Source organism: Lutibacter sp. (genome assembly GCF_040883305.1).
Classification (GTDB): domain Bacteria; phylum Bacteroidota; class Bacteroidia; order Flavobacteriales; family Flavobacteriaceae; genus Lutibacter.
The window spans coordinates 1-17,648 of record NZ_JBFLKT010000374.1; the positions used below are offsets into that span (position 1 = coordinate 1).

General features: G+C 30.2%; 15 protein-coding genes and 1 pseudogene. 6 read left to right on the forward strand and 10 right to left on the reverse strand.

Features of this window, described 5'->3' with window-relative positions; genetic code table 11:
- From AB1Z17_RS12025 to AB1Z17_RS12040, 4 genes and pseudogenes are all read right to left on the reverse strand, one after another.
- A pseudogene (locus AB1Z17_RS12025) lies at positions 1–1,019 on the reverse strand (hypothetical protein); the annotation flags it as partial.
- Between the two features lie 345 nt (positions 1,020–1,364).
- Complete coding sequence (locus tag AB1Z17_RS12030) at positions 1,365–1,916, reverse strand: CopD family protein (RefSeq protein ID WP_368052034.1); 552 nt, start codon at positions 1,914–1,916, stop codon at positions 1,365–1,367.
- A gap of 1 nt (position 1,917) precedes the next feature.
- Positions 1,918–2,931: a ferrochelatase gene (gene hemH, locus AB1Z17_RS12035; protein ID WP_368052035.1), complete on the reverse strand. Its 1,014-nt coding sequence runs from the start codon at positions 2,929–2,931 to the stop codon at positions 1,918–1,920.
- Between the two features lie 2 nt (positions 2,932–2,933).
- A complete protein-coding gene (locus AB1Z17_RS12040) occupies positions 2,934–3,833 on the reverse strand; it encodes a helix-turn-helix domain-containing protein (RefSeq protein ID WP_368052036.1) in 900 nt (299 codons plus the stop codon).
- Positions 3,834–4,108: 275 nt separating this feature from the next.
- Between AB1Z17_RS12040 and hemA the strand changes: the two genes are divergently transcribed.
- From hemA to hemN, 6 genes are all read left to right on the forward strand, one after another.
- Complete coding sequence (hemA, locus tag AB1Z17_RS12045) at positions 4,109–5,362, forward strand: glutamyl-tRNA reductase (protein ID WP_368052037.1); 1,254 nt, start codon at positions 4,109–4,111, stop codon at positions 5,360–5,362.
- Position 5,363: 1 nt separating this feature from the next.
- Positions 5,364–6,956 (forward strand): hydroxymethylbilane synthase, encoded by a 1,593-nt coding sequence (hemC, locus tag AB1Z17_RS12050; RefSeq protein WP_368052038.1) that lies wholly within the window; start codon positions 5,364–5,366, stop codon positions 6,954–6,956.
- A gap of 66 nt (positions 6,957–7,022) precedes the next feature.
- Complete coding sequence (hemB, locus tag AB1Z17_RS12055) at positions 7,023–7,988, forward strand: porphobilinogen synthase (RefSeq protein WP_368052039.1); 966 nt, start codon at positions 7,023–7,025, stop codon at positions 7,986–7,988.
- Positions 7,989–8,080: 92 nt separating this feature from the next.
- A complete protein-coding gene (gene hemL, locus AB1Z17_RS12060; protein WP_368052040.1) occupies positions 8,081–9,376 on the forward strand; it encodes a glutamate-1-semialdehyde 2,1-aminomutase in 1,296 nt (431 codons plus the stop codon).
- 83 nt (positions 9,377–9,459) lie between these two features.
- A complete protein-coding gene (gene hemE, locus AB1Z17_RS12065) occupies positions 9,460–10,485 on the forward strand; it encodes a uroporphyrinogen decarboxylase (protein WP_368052041.1) in 1,026 nt (341 codons plus the stop codon).
- Positions 10,486–10,661: 176 nt separating this feature from the next.
- Entirely contained in the window at positions 10,662–12,020 is a 1,359-nt protein-coding gene (gene hemN / locus AB1Z17_RS12070) for an oxygen-independent coproporphyrinogen III oxidase (protein WP_368052042.1), read from the forward strand.
- A 67-nt stretch (positions 12,021–12,087) separates the two neighbouring features.
- Here hemN and AB1Z17_RS12075 read toward each other — a convergent pair whose 3' ends face one another.
- The 6 genes from AB1Z17_RS12075 to AB1Z17_RS12100 form a co-directional block, all read right to left on the reverse strand.
- Complete coding sequence (locus AB1Z17_RS12075; protein ID WP_368052043.1) at positions 12,088–12,486, reverse strand: cytochrome c; 399 nt, start codon at positions 12,484–12,486, stop codon at positions 12,088–12,090.
- Positions 12,487–12,568: 82 nt separating this feature from the next.
- Positions 12,569–13,456 (reverse strand): hypothetical protein, encoded by an 888-nt coding sequence (locus AB1Z17_RS12080; RefSeq protein WP_368052044.1) that lies wholly within the window; start codon positions 13,454–13,456, stop codon positions 12,569–12,571.
- Positions 13,457–13,471: 15 nt separating this feature from the next.
- Entirely contained in the window at positions 13,472–14,821 is a 1,350-nt protein-coding gene (gene nrfD, locus AB1Z17_RS12085) for an NrfD/PsrC family molybdoenzyme membrane anchor subunit (RefSeq protein WP_368052045.1), read from the reverse strand.
- 17 nt (positions 14,822–14,838) lie between these two features.
- Complete coding sequence (locus AB1Z17_RS12090; RefSeq protein ID WP_368052046.1) at positions 14,839–15,762, reverse strand: 4Fe-4S dicluster domain-containing protein; 924 nt, start codon at positions 15,760–15,762, stop codon at positions 14,839–14,841.
- Between the two features lie 356 nt (positions 15,763–16,118).
- Complete coding sequence (locus AB1Z17_RS12095) at positions 16,119–16,970, reverse strand: DUF5777 family beta-barrel protein (protein ID WP_368052047.1); 852 nt, start codon at positions 16,968–16,970, stop codon at positions 16,119–16,121.
- 17 nt (positions 16,971–16,987) lie between these two features.
- The gene (locus AB1Z17_RS12100; RefSeq protein ID WP_368052048.1) at positions 16,988–17,371 is read right to left on the reverse strand and encodes a hypothetical protein; all 384 of its coding nucleotides are present in this window, start codon (positions 17,369–17,371) and stop codon (positions 16,988–16,990) included.
- Between the last annotated feature and the right edge of the window lie 277 nt (positions 17,372–17,648).

Genomic DNA, 17,648 nt, shown 5'->3' on the forward strand with positions numbered 1-17,648 from the left:
ATATTTTCATTTATAACGATATCAAAACCTAAAGCATTTGCAATATTATCTGGGTTTAATTCTCCAACACGAGGAATATCACCACTTAGTCTTCCAATCACTTTTCTGTTTTCACCTAAAAAGTCGGAAATTGCTTCTTCAATAAAAGGATAGCCATCTTCTAAAACCAAAATCTTTTTACACGTATCAAATAGTTTTTTTACTGGTTTTTTAGGAATTGGATATTGAGAAATTTTTAGAACAGGATACGGACATTCTTCACCATCAAAGTTTTCCATTAAATAGTTATAAGCAATTCCGGAAGCAATAATTCCGAGGGAGGTATTTGGTCCTTTTTTAAATTCATTAAAATTGCTATTTTCTGAAATTTCTAATATATCAGGTTGAATATCAACTAAATGTTTGTACCTGCCTCTGGCATGTATTGGAATTAGTTGAAATTGCGTTGGATTTGTTGGCAATTTTAAATCCTTTTGATGAATTCTGTTTCCAGTTTCAACACCAGCTCTGGAATGTGATAAACGTGTTACCAAGCGTATCATAACAGGTAAACTTAGATTTTCCGATAGTTCAAAAGCATATTTGGTAATTTCGTAACATTCTTGTTGAGTTGAAGGTTCTAAAATTGGAATCATAGCAAACTTGCCGTAATAGCGAGAATCTTGCTCGTTTTGAGATGAATGCATTGAAGGGTCATCGGCTACAACCACAACCAAACCGCCATTGATTCCAGAAACCGACATGTTCATAAAAACATCAGCGGCAACGTTTAAACCAACGTGTTTCATTACTGTTAGTGCTCTTTTCCCAGCATAAGACATTCCTAATGCGGCTTCCATTGCTGTTTTTTCGTTAACAGACCATTTTGAATGAATTTTTAATTCTGTGGCTGTTTTTGAACGTTGGATATATTCTGTAATTTCTGTAGATGGCGTTCCTGGGTAAGCATACACACCTGAGATACCTGCGTCAATTGCTCCTTGTGCCAATGCTTCGTTACCTAAAAGAAGTTTTTTCATGTGTCTTTATTATTTGTTTTATTGGTTACATGCTGCCTGCCTGTCGGACAGATAGGTTCGCTATCTCTTATTTTAATTTTGATAGACATTTTAGCACGCTCGTTTCATAAAATATTGATTAATAAATTATTGTAATTATAATGCAATAAAATTACGAAAAGGTTTTCGAGCTATCTATGATTTTAATCATACTGTAACATACAATACATTGATATACAATATATTAAATATTCATTAAAATGAAAGTATATTTACGTATTTAACAATAAATTTAGATTGAAGTTTAAAAATAAATGATGAATATTGCTTAAATGTTGTTGATTTGATAAAATTTTTAAATCAATTTTACTGTTTATCCCAACTATTCTTTTTTCTAATATTTTTATACAATTTCACACCTAACATTAATAAAATTGAAAAGCCAATAATACCGACAGTTCCAAAAATCCAACCTAAAGAATTTTTGAGTACAACTAAAAATACACAGGCGAATAGAATAATGGTAGCAACTTCGTTCCAAATTCTTAAAAATGTTGAAGAATATTTTAAGGTGTTATTTTGAGTTTGATTGTATAGAACCTGACAAGTTCCGTGGTAAAAAAATAACAAGGCTACAAATGCTAATTTAATTTGCATCCAGCTTTGTTGAAGCCAAGCAGGTTGCAAAACAAGTAAAATAATGGCAAAAAGTGTTGCTAAAACCGCAGAAGGCCAGGTAATAATATACCAAAGCCTTTTAATCATTAATTGGTATTGTTTTGTTAAAATTTCTTTTGCTGGTTCAGGTTTAGTTTCTGCTTCTTTAAAATAAATAAATAACCGAATTATATAAAAAAGACCTGCAAACCAAGTGGTAATAAATATAATATGAAGTGATTTTATATATAAATACTCCATATTATTTTGCCCAATTATTAATCCAATTTGCAACTGTTTCTGCCCAAATAGCGTCATCATTTAAACAAGGAATTGTGGAGAAATATTCGCCTCCATTTTCTTCAAAAGATTCTTTTGCTTCCATACCAATTTCTTCTAACGTTTCTAAACAATCAGAAACAAAAGCCGGAGTTACTACCGCTAAATTTTTAATGCCATTTTTTGCAAAATTATCAATAGTTTGGTCGGTGTAAGGTTGTAACCAGGGATCTCTTCCTAAACGCGATTGAAAAGAGGTGCTATACGAACCTTCTTTTAAATTTAAAAATTCTGCAACATTTTTAGTGGTTTGATAACATTGGTGTCTATAACAAAATTCGTGAGCAGGACTAGGAGTATTGCAACAGCTCCCATCAATTTTACAGTGCGATTTTGTTATATCAGATTTTTTAATATGTCGTTCTGGAACGCCATGATACGAAAATAATAAATGATCTGGTTTTTCAGCTTCCAAATGTTTTTGAATGCTATTGCTCAACACTTCAACATAAGATTTGTTATTGTAAAAAGCAGGGAAATCAGTAATTTTAATTTGAGGAAATTCTTTTTTTACAATTTTATTAGCTAAAACAACAATAGTTTCTGTAGTTGCCATAGCGAATTGTGGATATAATGGAATCAAGAAAATTTCCGTAACACCTTGGTCTGCTAATTTCTGAATCCCATTTTTAATGGAAGGATTTCCATAACGCATAGCTAATTCAACTGGAATATTGCTATTTTCTTCAACTTTTTTATGCAAACGTTCCGATAAAACAATAAGTGGTGAACCTTCTTTCCACCAGATTTTTTTATAAGCTTCCGCAGATTTTTTTGGACGTGTATTTAAAATAATTCCTTTTACAACAAAGGCTCTTACTAAATATGGAGTGTCAATAACTCTTTTATCCATTAAAAATTCGTCTAAATAATTTTTTACATCTTTTACAGAAGTGCTATTAGGTGATCCTAAATTTACGAGTAATGCTCCCTTCATAGTTATGATTTTGCGTATTGTTTTGGTGTTGTTTTATATTTTCTTTTAAATGCCGCAATAAAATGACTAGATGTGCTGTAACCTAATTGCGCGGCAATTTCATTAACATTCAATTGTTGTTCTTGTAATAGTTTTTTTGCCAATTCCATTTTATAATTTAGTAGAAATGTAAATACAGGAACTCCATAAAAATCTTTAAAATCGGTTTTTAATTTTTTAATATTTAAACCAACTTTTTTTGCTAAATTCTCTAAAGAAGGCGGATTTATCATTTCTTCAATAATAATTTCTTTAGCGTGTTTTATTTTGCTTACAGTTTCTTCATTTGCAATATATGGGCAGTTTTCTTTTTCAGTTTCATTTTCATTTGCAGTGTTAAAATAATAACTTAACAGCTCGTAAACTTTACCTTTAATATAAACAGGTCTTAATGCTTTGTTTATTTGTTTTGAGGTAAGTTGATTTAATATAAATTGAATTGTAGGCGAAATCTGTTTAGGTTCTATAATTGGTTTTCCAACTTTAAAATTATTAAAATTAAATAGAAAATTACCTTCAATTGAAAATAAGGAATGAAAATATTCAATAGAAATTAAAACAGCTATTAATTCTGATTTTGGAGGTATATTAAAGAGAATATTCATTTTTTCATCTTTAAAATAAACCATTGTAGAATTTCCAGCTTCTAAATTTGTTGCGCAATGTTCAAAATTAAATGCAACGGTACATTCGTTATTATTACAAAAATAAATTTGAATGTAATTATTATTTAGTTGATGCTTGTATAATTCAATTTCAGAAGATAAGTTGTTGAAATAAAATACTTTAAAAGTATCTTTTTCGTTAAAAAGCATTTGAGTACTTTTGTCGATATATTTGTGGTTTTCTAGACTAGATTTCATAAGCTATTTTTGCCTAAAGTTGTTGAAATTAATGCAAAAATACAATAATTTTATAGATCATATACGATTTTTATTATACTTATTTATGATAAATATCATAATTTTAAACCCCTTATTTTGCTTACATTTGTATTAAATATATCGAAATAGTGATTATTTAGAAGTGTTCTAAATAAGGTTAAATAACTTATGTCGATAATAAAAGTACTTTTAGCGATATTTTGAACAATATTATATATGTACTTTTGTCGATACTTATTGGTAAGGTAAAAAATATGAATCAAGAGAATCTTCCTGCAAAATTTTACAATGTAGGTTTAAGTTACAAGAAAGCAGATGTAAAAGTGCGTGGTGCTTTTAGTTTAACTAGAGAGAATCAAAGACTTTTATTAATTGAAGCTAAAGAAAAGGGTATTGACGGAATTTTTGTTTTATCTACTTGTAATAGAACTGAAATAACTGGATTTGCAAAACACCCTTTTGAGTTGATTAGTTTGTTAATAAAATATTCTAATGGAACTGTGGAAGATTTTATAAATGTTTCTAATGTTTATAAAAATAAAGATGCGGTTAGGCATTTGTTTAATATTGCAACAGGTATAGATAGCCAAATATTAGGTGATTACGAAATTGTTGGTCAGTTAAAGCAGTCATTTAAATTAGCTAAAAAATTAGGAACTACAAATGCGTATTTAGAGCGTTTGATGAATTTAGTTTTACAAGCAAGTAAAGATGTAAAAAACAACACAAAACTAAGTTCAGGTACAACTTCAGTAGCTTATGCAGCTATTCAATATATAATAGACACTGTTCAGGATTATAATAACAAAAAAATACTTGTTTACGGTTTAGGTGAAATAGGTAAAAACACCTGTAAAAATATATTAGAATATACTTCAAATAAAAATATTACTTTAGTTAACAGAACGCTTGAAAAAGCAATTGGTTTTGAACAAATTCATAACGATGTTGAGGTAGCTGATTTTTCAAATTTAACAGCTGAAATTCATGCAACAGATATTTTAATTGTTTCTACAGGAGCAAATACTCCAACTGTAACAAAAGAACATTTAAAAGCGGGTAAGGAACTTTTAATTATAGATTTATCTATGCCAGAAAATGTTGATATTGCGGTAAAATCTGATCCAGGTATTACGCTAATAAATGTTGATGAGCTTTCTAAAATTACAGATAAAACCATAGAAACTCGTAAAAAGCAAATTCCTTTAGCTGAAATAATAATAGATAAATACAAAGCAGAATTTAACGACTGGATTTCACATAGAAAATACGTACCTGCCGTAAATGCCTTAAAAGAGTCGTTACAAGCAATTCAACATGATGAAATTGATTTTCATTCAAAGAAAATAAAAGATTTTAATATTGAACATGCAGAGTTTGTAACTAATAGAATGATTCAAAAAATCACTACACAATTTGTAAAACATTTAAAAGATGATGAAACTTCGGTTGATCAAAGTATAAATGTAATTAGCAAAATATTCTACTCAGAAAAAACCGAAATTTAGAATGGATAAAATTATTAGAATTGGTACTCGCTCAAGTGAATTAGCGCTTTGGCAGGCCAATACAGTTGCAGAACAATTAGCACATTTCGGTCATAAAACAGAAATTGTAAAAATTGATTCTTTAGGAGATATTGTTTTAGACAAACCCCTGTATGAATTAGGAATAACAGGTGTTTTTACAAAAAATTTAGATGTAGCATTATTAAATGAAGAAATTGATATTGCAGTGCATTCCGCTAAAGATGTTCCTACTAAATTACCGGAAGGAATTGTACTTGCAGCCTATTTAAAAAGAGGCGATTTTAACGATGTTTTGGTTATTAAAGAAGATGAAAATTTTTTCACAAAAGATTCAGCTTTAATTGCAACAGGAAGTTTACGTAGAAAAGCACAATGGCTGTATCGTTATCCGCATCATAAAATTACAGGTCTACGAGGAAATGTAATTACACGTCTGCAAAAATTGGAAGATAATGATTGGGATGGTGCAATTTTTGCAACAGCTGGTTTAAAAAGATTAAAATTATTACCTGAAAAAGAAAAGCATATAAAACTTGATTGGATGATTCCTGCTCCAGCACAAGGTGCGGTAATGATTGTTGCTTTAGAAAAAAATGAAGAACTTATAGAAATTTGTAAAGAAATAAATCACGAAGAAACTGCAACTTGTGTAAAAATTGAACGTGATTTTCTTCAAACTTTAGAAGGTGGTTGTACTGCACCAATAGGAGCTTTAGCAATGATTTTTGAAGAAGAAATAAAATTTAAAGGTGCTTTATTTAGTCCTGATGGAAAACATAAAATGGAATTTTATAAAGAAGTTGCCGTAAACAATGCTACGGATTTAGGTAAGTTTGGAGCAAATTACATTTTAGAAAGAGGTGGAAAAAAATTAATGCGAGAGGTTAATGATATTGAAAAATCAACACTGGTTTATTCAACCAAAAGTCTTTCTCACGATCAAACGGCTATTTTAAATTCAAAAATAGGAGTTACAAGTAGCGATTTTATTACTATAAGAAACAACAGATTAAAACCAGTTATAGTAAAAAAACCAATTAAGAATGTGTTATTTACTAGTCAAAATGCTGTGGAAGCTTTATTGAACAATTTTTCACCAATGGAATTAGATTTTGAAAATGTTTATTGCGTTGGAAGAAGAACTAAAAGACTAATAGAGAAGAGAATTGGTAAAGTAACACATGTTGAAAATTCAGCTGAAAAGTTAGCGAATTATTTAGTGAATACTTTAAAAGATGATGTAATTACATTTTTCTGTGGAAATAAAAGAAGAGATGAGCTTCCAACCGTGTTGGCTGAAAGTAATATTATAGTTGATGAAATTGAAACTTATCAAACGCAGTTAACTCCTAGAAAAATTGAAGAAAAGTTTAAAGGAATTCTTTTTTACAGTCCATCTGGAATAGAAAGTTATTTAAAAGAAAACAAGGCTAACGAAATTGTTGCTTTTTGTATTGGAGAAACAACAGCTACAGAAGCTAAAAAACACTTTAAAAACGTTGAAGTTTCAAAATTATCAACTGTGGAAAGTGTATTAAAATCTGTAAATGAGTATTTTATAAAAGAAGAATAAATAATTATGAATTGTGAATTACGAATTACGAATGAACAATTCAACAAATAAACAATAATTGAAAAGATGAATAGAACCAGACGTTTACGTAAAACCGAAAATATTCGACGTTTAGTTAGAGAAAATAAACTAACAATAGACGATTTAATTTATCCATTATTTATTGAAGAGGGAGAAAATATTGAAACTGAAATTGTTTCAATGCCAGGAATTAAACGTTACTCTTTAGATACTATTTCAAAAGAATTAGATGAAGTTGTAGCATTAGATATTCCGGCAGTATTATTATTCGGAATTCCTTCAAAAAAAGACGATACAGGTTCTGAAACTTGGAATGAGGATGGAATTATGCAACGTGCAGTTCGTTTTATCAAAAAAAACTATCCAGATTTATATGTAATTACAGATGTTTGTTTTTGTGAATATACAAGTCACGGTCATTGTGGAATTATTCACGATAACGATGTGGATAATGATGCAACTTTACCAAATATTGCAAAACAAGTAATTTCACATGCAAAAGCGGGTGTAGATATGGTTGCGCCTTCAGGAATGATGGATGGAATGATACAAACTATTCGTGAAGCATTAGACAATACCGGATTTCCAAACCTTCCAATTATGTCGTATGCAGTAAAATATTCATCAGCATTTTATGGACCTTTTAGAGATGCAGCAGATTCTGCTCCAACTTTTGGAGATAGACGAACCTATCAAATGGATCCATCAAACAGAGATGAAGGATTACGTGAAGCAACTTACGATGATCAGGAGGGAGCAGATATATTAATGGTAAAACCTGCATTATCTTATTTAGATATAATTCGTGATTTAAAAAATAATTTCGACAGACCAATTGCGTGTTACAATGTAAGTGGTGAATATGCAATGATTAAAGCCGCTGCAGCAAATGGTTGGATAGATGGAGAACGCGTAATGATGGAAAGTTTATTGTCTATGAAAAGAGCAGGAGCAGATATTATTATAACATATTTTGCTAAAGAAGTAGCTAGATTATTGTTGAAAAAATAGAATATTGTTGAGAGGCATAAAAGCGGTCACTGAGCGGAGTCGAAGTGAAAATTTGATTTCAACTCCGCTCAATCACCAAAAAATAAAAGATTATGAAACTAGAAAAATCATTAGAACTATATACAAAAGGTAAAAAACATTTAGTGGGAGCAGTGAATTCTCCTGTTAGAGCTTTTAAATCTGTTGGAGGTGTTCCAATTTTTATTGATAGAGCCAAAGGAAGTAAAATTTACGATGTTGATGGAAATGAGTATATAGATATGGTATTGTCTTATGGTCCAATGATTTTAGGTCATAGAAATAGTGTTGTTGAAAAAACTATAAAAAAATACTTAAAAAACGGATATACATTTGGTGCTTCAACCAAAGGTGAAATAATAATGGCAGGGATGGTTTGTGATGCGTTTCCTGGAATGGATAAAGTGCGTTTTGTAAACTCGGGAACAGAAGCTGTATTAAGTGCTATTCGTTTAGCAAGAGCATTTACAGGAAAGAATAAAATTATAAAATTTGCTGGTTGTTATCACGGACATTCAGATGCTTTATTGGTAGCAGCTGGTTCTGGATTGGCAACATTAAGTATTCCGGGAAGTAAAGGGGTGCCAGATGAAGCTGTAAAAAACACACTTATTGCCGAATTTAATAATATTGACAGTGTTGAAGCTCATTTGGCGAAACATAAAGATATTGCAGCAGTTATTATTGAACCAATTGCTGGAAATATGGGAGTAATTCAACCGAATAAAGATTTTATTGAAGAATTAAAAGAATTAACAAAAGCCAGTGGAGTATTATTAATTGCGGATGAAGTAATGACAGGTTTCCGTTCACAATATGGTGGTGCTCAAGAATTACTAGGTTTTGAAGCTGATATAACATGTTTAGGGAAAGTTGTTGGAGGCGGTTTTCCAGTAGGAGCTTATGGAGCAAGAAACGAAATTATGGAAATGGTTTCACCTTTGGGAGATATGTACCAAGCAGGAACATTATCAGGAAACCCAATTGCAATGGCTTGTGGTATTGCTACTTTGAAAGAATTGAAAAAGCAAAATCCATATAAAGATTTTGAAAAAACAGCCGCTTTTTTAGAACGAGAAATGAAAGCTGCGGCTAAAGAAAATGGGATAGATTTACAGGTAAATAGATTTGGCTCTATGATAAATCCGTTCTTCACGAAAGAAAAAGTAGTAGATTTTAAAACTGCTCAAACTAGTGATACCAAAAAGTTTAAAACTTTCTTTTGGAAAATGATGGAGCATGGTGTGTTTTTACCACCATCGCAATTTGAATCTTGGTTTTTAGCTACGGCTATGTCAAGACGTGATATTTATAAAGTGCGTTCAGCAGTACAAGTAGCAATGAAAGCTGTTGCTGATAAGCATAAATAGTGTTTAATTTTAAGTTGTTAGTTATAAGTTAAAATGCAAAACAACTAAGAGTTAAAAATTAACAACTAATAATTAAAAAAAATATGATTAAAAACGATTTATATTTAAGAGCTTTAAAAGGTGAAACAGTAGAGCGTCCGCCAGTTTGGATGATGCGCCAGGCAGGAAGATATTTACCAGAATTTATTGCAATTCGTGAGAAATATGACTTTTTTACACGTTGTAGAACTCCTGAATTAGCTTCAGAAATAACTGTGCAACCAATCCGTAGATATGGAATGGATGCTGCAATTTTGTTTTCTGATATTTTAGTGATTCCTCAGGCTATGAACATTGAAGTTGAAATGAAGCCTAATGTAGGTCCTTGGCTACCAAACCCAATTCGTTCTCAAAAAGACGTAGATGCAGTTATAGTTCCAGATATTGATGAGACTTTAGGGTACGTAATGGATGCTATTAAAATGACTAAGGAGCTACTGAATGACGATATTCCTTTAATTGGTTTTGCGGGTTCACCTTGGACAATTTTATGCTACTGCATACAAGGTCAGGGTTCAAAAACTTTTGATAAGGCTAAAGAATTTTGTTTTACACAACCTATTGCGGCTCATACATTATTACAAAAAATTACAGATACTACAATCGCTTATTTAAAAGAAAAAGTAAAAGCAGGTGTAAATGCTGTTCAAATATTTGATTCTTGGGGAGGAATGTTATCTCCAGTTGATTATCAAGAATTCTCTTGGAAATATATCAATCAAATTATTGAAGCATTAAAAGATGATGCTCCAGTTATTGCATTTGGAAAAGGATGTTGGTTTGCTTTGGAAGATATGGCAAATTCAAACGCTGCAGCTTTAGGTGTAGATTGGACTATTACGCCGCAAATGGCAAGAAAATTAACTAATAATAAAATTACATTACAAGGTAATTTCGATCCATCACGTTTGTTGTCACCTCCAAAAGAGATTAAGAAAATGGTGACTAAAATGATAGATGATTTCGGTAAAGATAAATACATTGTAAATTTAGGACATGGTATTTTACCAAATATTCCATTAGACAATGCAAAAGCATTTATTGATGCTGTTAAAGAGTATAAAGGTTAAAAGTCAGAAGTCAGAAGTTGAAAAGTAAAAAGTCGAAAGTTAGATGTTAGAAGTCATAAGTTTATCGACTGTCATTCCTGCGGAGGAAGGAATCTTTTTAAAATGAATAATTAGAGGTTAGTTTTGGTATTGAATTTTTACGAAGTGCCAAAAGCTAGAAGCTAAAAGCTAAAGAAATGAAAAATTTAATTCAAAAATATAATATTCCAGGACCAAGATATACTAGTTATCCAACAGTGCCGTTTTGGGATAAAGAAGGGATTGCACAACAAGATTGGGAACGCACAGTTAAAAAATCTTTTGATGAAAGTAATGAAATTGAGGGAATTAGCTTATATATTCATTTGCCTTTTTGTGAAAGTTTGTGCACCTTTTGTGCTTGTCATAAAAAAATAACGAAGCGTCATGAGGTTGAAGAACCGTATTTGGAAACCGTTTTAAAAGAATGGGATTTATATTGTGATTTATTAGTTGAAAGACCTAAAATTAGAGAAATTCATCTTGGTGGAGGAACACCAACATATTTTTCTTCAGAAAATCTAAAAAAACTAATCAACGGAATTTTTAAAAGAGCTGATAAGTTTGAAACTTTCGATTTTAGTTACGAAGGTCACCCAAATCATACCTCAGAAGAGCAATTACAAACCTTATATGATTTGGGATCAAGAAGAAATAGTTTTGGAATTCAAGATTATGATCCAATTGTTCAAAAAGCAATTCATAGAGTTCAAAGTTTTGAGCAAGTAAAACGTGTAAATGATTTATCTCGAAAAATAGGCTATGAATCTGTTAGCCACGACTTAATTTTCGGATTACCTTTTCAAACAGAAGATAGTATAAGAAATACAATTAAAAATACCATTGCATTAAAGCCAGATAGAATAGCTTATTATAGTTATGCGCATGTGCCTTGGATAAAAGGAGTTGGGCAACGTGGTTTTGATGAAAACGATTTACCTAAAGATAGTGAAAAACGCCATTTATATGAATTAGGAAAACAATTGTTTTTTGATAATGGTTATGTTGAAATTGGGATGGATCATTTTGCGTTACCTTCAGATTCACTTCATAAAGCAATGAAATCTAAAAAGTTACATCGAAATTTTATGGGTTACACAGCAGGGAAAACTGAATTGATGATTGGCTTAGGAATGTCATCTATTAGTGATTCCTGGTATGCTTTTGCTCAAAATGAAAAAACTATTGAAGATTATGCTGAAAAGGTTAATAAAGGTATAATTCCAATTTTTAGAGGACATTTATTAACGGATACCGATTTAATTATTAGAAAGCACATTTTAAATTTAATGTGTAACCTTGAAACGGAATGGAAGATTGGTTTAGATTCTAAAGTTAAAAATGAAATTATTGATCGTTTATCTGAAATTATTGGAGATGGTTTATTAGAAGTTTCAGAAAACAAAATAGTTGTAAAAGAGGAGGGAAGAATGTTTGTTAGAAATATTTGTATGGCATTTGATCTTCGCTTAATAGAAAATAAACCCGATACAAGAGTTTTTTCTATGACAATATAATTATGAAATTAATAAGTAAAAAAAACCCGAACAATTTGTTCGGGTTTTTTTATCTAATATTTTGGGTTTATTCTGCCATTGTTCTCATATAATGAACAGTTAGCCACATATCTTCCTCTGTCATTTTCTTTTCGAAGTTAGGCATATCTAAACGCCCAATATAACTTTTGTAAAAAATAGCTCCATCTGATTGTGCTTGAAATTCTTCAGTAGAAAAATCTCCTAAATCTCCATCTACTTCATCTGCTTTAGGTCCATCACCATAACCTTCTTTACCGTGACAAGATTTACAGTGTTTCGAATACAAATTTTTACCTAAAGAAATATTTTCTTTTGAAGCTTCTTCAGGATTGGTCATTTTCTCATATTTAGCAGGTACTTTCCATTCCTCTTGATTTAAAGAGCTGAATGCCAAAAGTCCTAAACTAATAAATCCGATAATCATTAATGTTTTTAGTGTTTTCATTTTAAGTTTTAATTTTTGTTTGTTATACATTAAATATCAAAAAAGGTGCCATAAAGTTTTTTTGATATAACTAATTTGTCATTTATTCATTTTCTAATTCTAATTCTTTTCCTTCTTTTTTAATTTGAAATAAATTTACTGCGGTATATATATAATTGGCCCATACACCAACTAATAAAATTGTTAAAACAATATACATCCAAATTGGTGCAGCTTCAGACCATAGTGTATTACCCTCTTTAATTGATTCGGTTTTAAATGTACCCCAATTTATTGATTTTTGTTGAATTATATTCCCAAAATCATCATTATCTTCAATAATTGAATAGACCATAATATCTCCATTTGCATCACCAGGAATGTCTGTAGGAAACTCAAATTCGAATTTACCATCTTCAATATATCCTTCTTCTAATTTCATTTTTGAAATCATTCCACCAACAGATATTATTAAATCAGCTTCTTCTAAAGGAATCTCAACACCTAAACTGTCTATTGTAAAAGCTTTTACTAATACAGTTTTTACACTATCAATTTCTTCTAAATTTAATTCTAAGTATAAATTTTTAACTTGAATGTCGTCTTCCTCTTCATCTAAACCATCAGAACCCTCAAATTTAGCAATTAAGTTAATATACCCATCTTCATCGGTTGTATAATTGTGATTTTCTGGAACTGTTAACTGAGCAATACCTTCGTTTGAAGTTTTTGCTGTACCTAAAAGGTTGTCTTCGTTGTAAAATTTAATTTCTGCATCAAAAACAGGAATTTTATCTTTCCTATCTTTTTTGTTTTGTCCTATAAAGCTTACTTCAAGCAATCTGGAATTATCGTGCTGTTTAACAGTTTTAAAACCAAATCTCATTTTATAGTTACTTGCATCATCTTCTTGTGCAAATCCATTAAAACTGAATAATAATGCAATAATAAATGAAGTAATTAATTTATATTTTAATATGTTACTTTTCATAATTTCTAACTTTTATTATAATTGTTCAGTTATAATCTTTTTGAAAGTTTTTTTACTCTTTAATTGTTCTCTTTCATTATCTATTATTCCCGACATTGGAATAACAGGTACCAGTTTCATAATTAAAATAAAGAATAAAATAAATGCAGCAACTCCAGCAAAACTTAGCGACCATTCAATCCAAGTTGCCGTGTAATGAATAAACTCTTCTCTTGTATCTTGAATTGGTAAATATGGTGTTTCTAAAGTTGGAACAACAATTAAATATCTATTGAACCATAATCCAATAACAGCAATTACAGCTGCAAAAGTGATTGATTTTATAGTTCTTAATTTTTTGAAAAATAAAATTGCTATTGGAACTAATACTCCAATATAATTAGCAAAAATAAACATCCAAAAGTACCTTGAAAATAATGTATTTAAAAGGTTGGCATCGTGTGTTTTATGGCTAAACCAGCGAGAGAAATATTCGCTAAAAGTGAAATAACCAAACAATAATGAAATTACTAAAAGAACAATTCCTGCACCAATAAAATGTACTTTTCTAATATAGTGTTCTAAGTTGTAATACTTTCTAATAAGATACATTGCTATAATAATTACCCCAATGCCAGAGTATAAACCAGCAACTATAAAATATGGAGCGAAAATAGAACTGTTCCATCCTGGTTGCAAGGTTAAACTAAAGATCCAAGCAAGTACTGAATAGGCAACGATTGCTAATGCAATAACCATTGCAGACATTGTACGTGTTATTTTATGCAATTTTTCTCTTTGAGTTGGTGTATCTTGGTAACCAATAGCTAAATATTTATAAACTTTTTGTCGCCATTTAGAAGCGTTTTCACTATTATCTCTAAGAATTGCAAAGTCTGGAATAAATGTTAAATATAAATAAATAAAACAACCTATTAAATCGGTCATAATAGCTATAATATCCCAAGTAATTGGAGATTGAATTCTTGGATACATAAATAAATAGTGTAATCTATCTAATCTTCCAATACATAATAAAATAAATATTGGACCAATAATTAAAGATAACACAGTAATTATTTCAACAATTCTTGAAACCGAATTTTTCCAAGGAGTTTTAAAAAAATGTAAAACACCTGAAATAAAAGCTCCGGAATAGCTTAAGCATACAAAAAATATGAAATTTATAATATATATACCCCAAACTACATTGTCTCTCATTCCAGTAACAATATGTCCTTTAAATAATTGAACAAAAAAGGCGTATACTCCTACTAAAATTACGGCTATTAAAAAGCCTATCCAAATTTTAGAAGTTTTGGTCGTTTTTTCTAACAAAGGAGAAAATTCTTTGGCCAATTCTCTTTTTCTTTTTTCTAGATTCATAATTAAGAGTTTTGAAATTAAATTTTACCTTGTTTTTTTAAATCTTGTACATACGGCACATCTTTGTAACGTTCGATAATATCTTCTTCAACATCGAAACCGCGTTCTAATGGAAATTGTCTATTTACAGCAGGTAAATAATAAACATTAGGTTTAGTTCCTAAATGTTCTAAATGGCGGTAACCTCCGCGATCGTTAATTAATTGAGAAAAACGAACTGTTTCTTCACCATTCGTTACAATATCTTCATTTTTATCACCAAAATAAATTACTCCCATTGGACAGGAAGAAGCACAATGTGGAAGTTTCCCTACACGCAACATATCTGGACAAAAATCACATTTCATAACAGTACCTTCTGCAGCAGGAACACTAGTTTCTGGTGAGTAAGGTTGCGATTTATCATCAAATTTATCTTTATGTCCCCAATTAAACTGACGTGCTGAATAAGGACAACTTGTGACACAGAATTTACATCCAATACAACGATCGTTGTCTATTAAAACTATATTGTCTTCGCGTTTAAAAGTTGCTCCAGTTGGGCAAACAGTAACACAAGGAGGTTCATCACAATGGAAACAAGGTTTTGGTAACCAATATGGAGAAGCTTCTGGATTATCTTGAATTAGTTGAACTTTCATAAACTCTTCATTATAATCTAGTTTATGAGCTTCTTGACAACCTTCTACACACTTTCTGGCATTTTTACATTTTGCCAAATCAATTACCATTACAAATTTTCGATTAGGAATACCTTTTCTCGATTCTTCTGGAGTTATAAGTGCTTCGGGATATTGATTTACATTAGAGGCATCAACTTCAACTATTTTACCGTCTGGAGTTAATAACCTCATTTTTTCACCAGATTCAGCTACTTCTTCGTCTTGAACTGCTAAGTTTGATATTAAAGAAGCACCAGCTACAGCTGTAACACTAGACATTAATCCTAACTTTAAGAAATTTCGTCTATTTGTGCTTTTTTTTTCGTTTTTATTGTTTTCCATAATATTAAAATATATACGAGAAATTATGTTAAATTTTCTTATGTAAAGTTAGTTACATAGTGATTATTGGACAATGACTTATGTCAGTATATTTAAATCTACAATAAACTTTCTTTTTGAAGAAAGGTCAACAGAAACAAGATGTTTAGTTATTTTAATCGGTTATTTATAAGATTGTTGCAGTAAAATAAAACTAATTAGTGAAGCATTTAAAAAAAGAAACAGACTAACAACGTTCGGAAAATCGATTGGGGTGATTTGTTTAGATGTTAGTCTGTTTAAATACTCTTTAATTAAAAATTATAGATTCTTGTAATGTTAAATCCAATTAAGAAATCACCATTAAAGAAATCGTTTTGGTTATACATATAATTTTTTTGAGCAACAATTCCATTATTATTAGATACGAAAATTTGGAATTCATGCGCTGAGGTTGCAAATTCTGCTCCAATACTAAAAAGAGGTTTAGGTTGCATTGCATCAAACTGAGTAATAGGCTGGCTGTAATCAATTAAAATTGATGTTTGCGGACTTATTTTAACTCTACCACCAAAAGCTATAGAAAACATATCATTTTTCATATCTGGGTGCACTAAGTTGTAATGAGATACACTTGGTGCAATTTGAAATGATACATTTGGACTAAATCTTTTAGCAATAATTAATTGATTAAAATAAGAGTACCTGTCTTGTTCTAAATTAAATTTATCTTTTTTACGAGCATCAATGGTAAAGTTTCCGTAATAAGAAACGCTAACAGGCATACTATTAGAACGTGTTTGTCTTAACAAAGCTACTTTCCAGTTAAAATCTTGTAAACGATTAAACTTTGTAGTTCCATATCCAATGGTAAGTCTTTCATGAATTCCGTAAGAAAGTCCAATTCTAATATTGGCGTCTCCCCAAAAACCAGCCAAATCGTTACCAGATTCACTATTAACTAAGCCAAATCTATGTTGCATTTGAACTTCTAATGCATTTTTGCTTAATAAAACGTTACTTGGATTATCTATAATGTTAGAACTTTCAAAGGCGTCTCTTTCAAGTTTTTCTTTCACTTTTTTATCTTTACTATCATCTTCCTGAGCAACAGCTATAAAAGGTAATATTAAAAAGATAAAAAGTAATTTTATAAAATTTTTCATATTAAATATCTTAAAATTTAGTTATCTAGTGCGCCTTGGTTTATCCAAGCTTTAATTAATTCAACTTCTTCTGCAGATAAACCGCCATGTCCATTGTTAACCATAGTGTAAAGTTTACTTCCACTTGCGTTATTGGCAGAAACATAGGCTGGGATTAATGCTGAATATGAATTTCCTTCTCTTAAGTCCGGATCTCTGTTATCGCTGTGACAACCAATACAATTAGCAGTAAAAATAGGTTGAACATCAGTACTTAATGTTATTTCAACATAATTTGGATCTCCCGGGTCTGTTGGAATCTCAGGCGGATTTAATATATGTTCTGGAATTTCATCATAATAACATGAGAAGCACAATAAACTTAAGCTGCTAACTAGAACTATTTGCAATAGTTTTTTCATTTGTTTTATATTTTATGTTAATTAACTTCTACTTTTAAATTTCTTAATTGAAATTTTAAGTTAAGAGAGTTACTCTAAAGCAGTAGTTAGCTTTTTTAAAAGTTCGAGAGAACTATTAAATTTTCTCGAACTTTTAAAATCTAACTATTAATTATTGAACTACTTGTAAAGCATTTTTTATTAGCGCTCTAGCATATGCAGGGTTATGAATACCATGGCTATGATCTTTTTCAACTGTTTTATAATTCCATAATGCTTGTGCAGTTTTAAAAGGAAT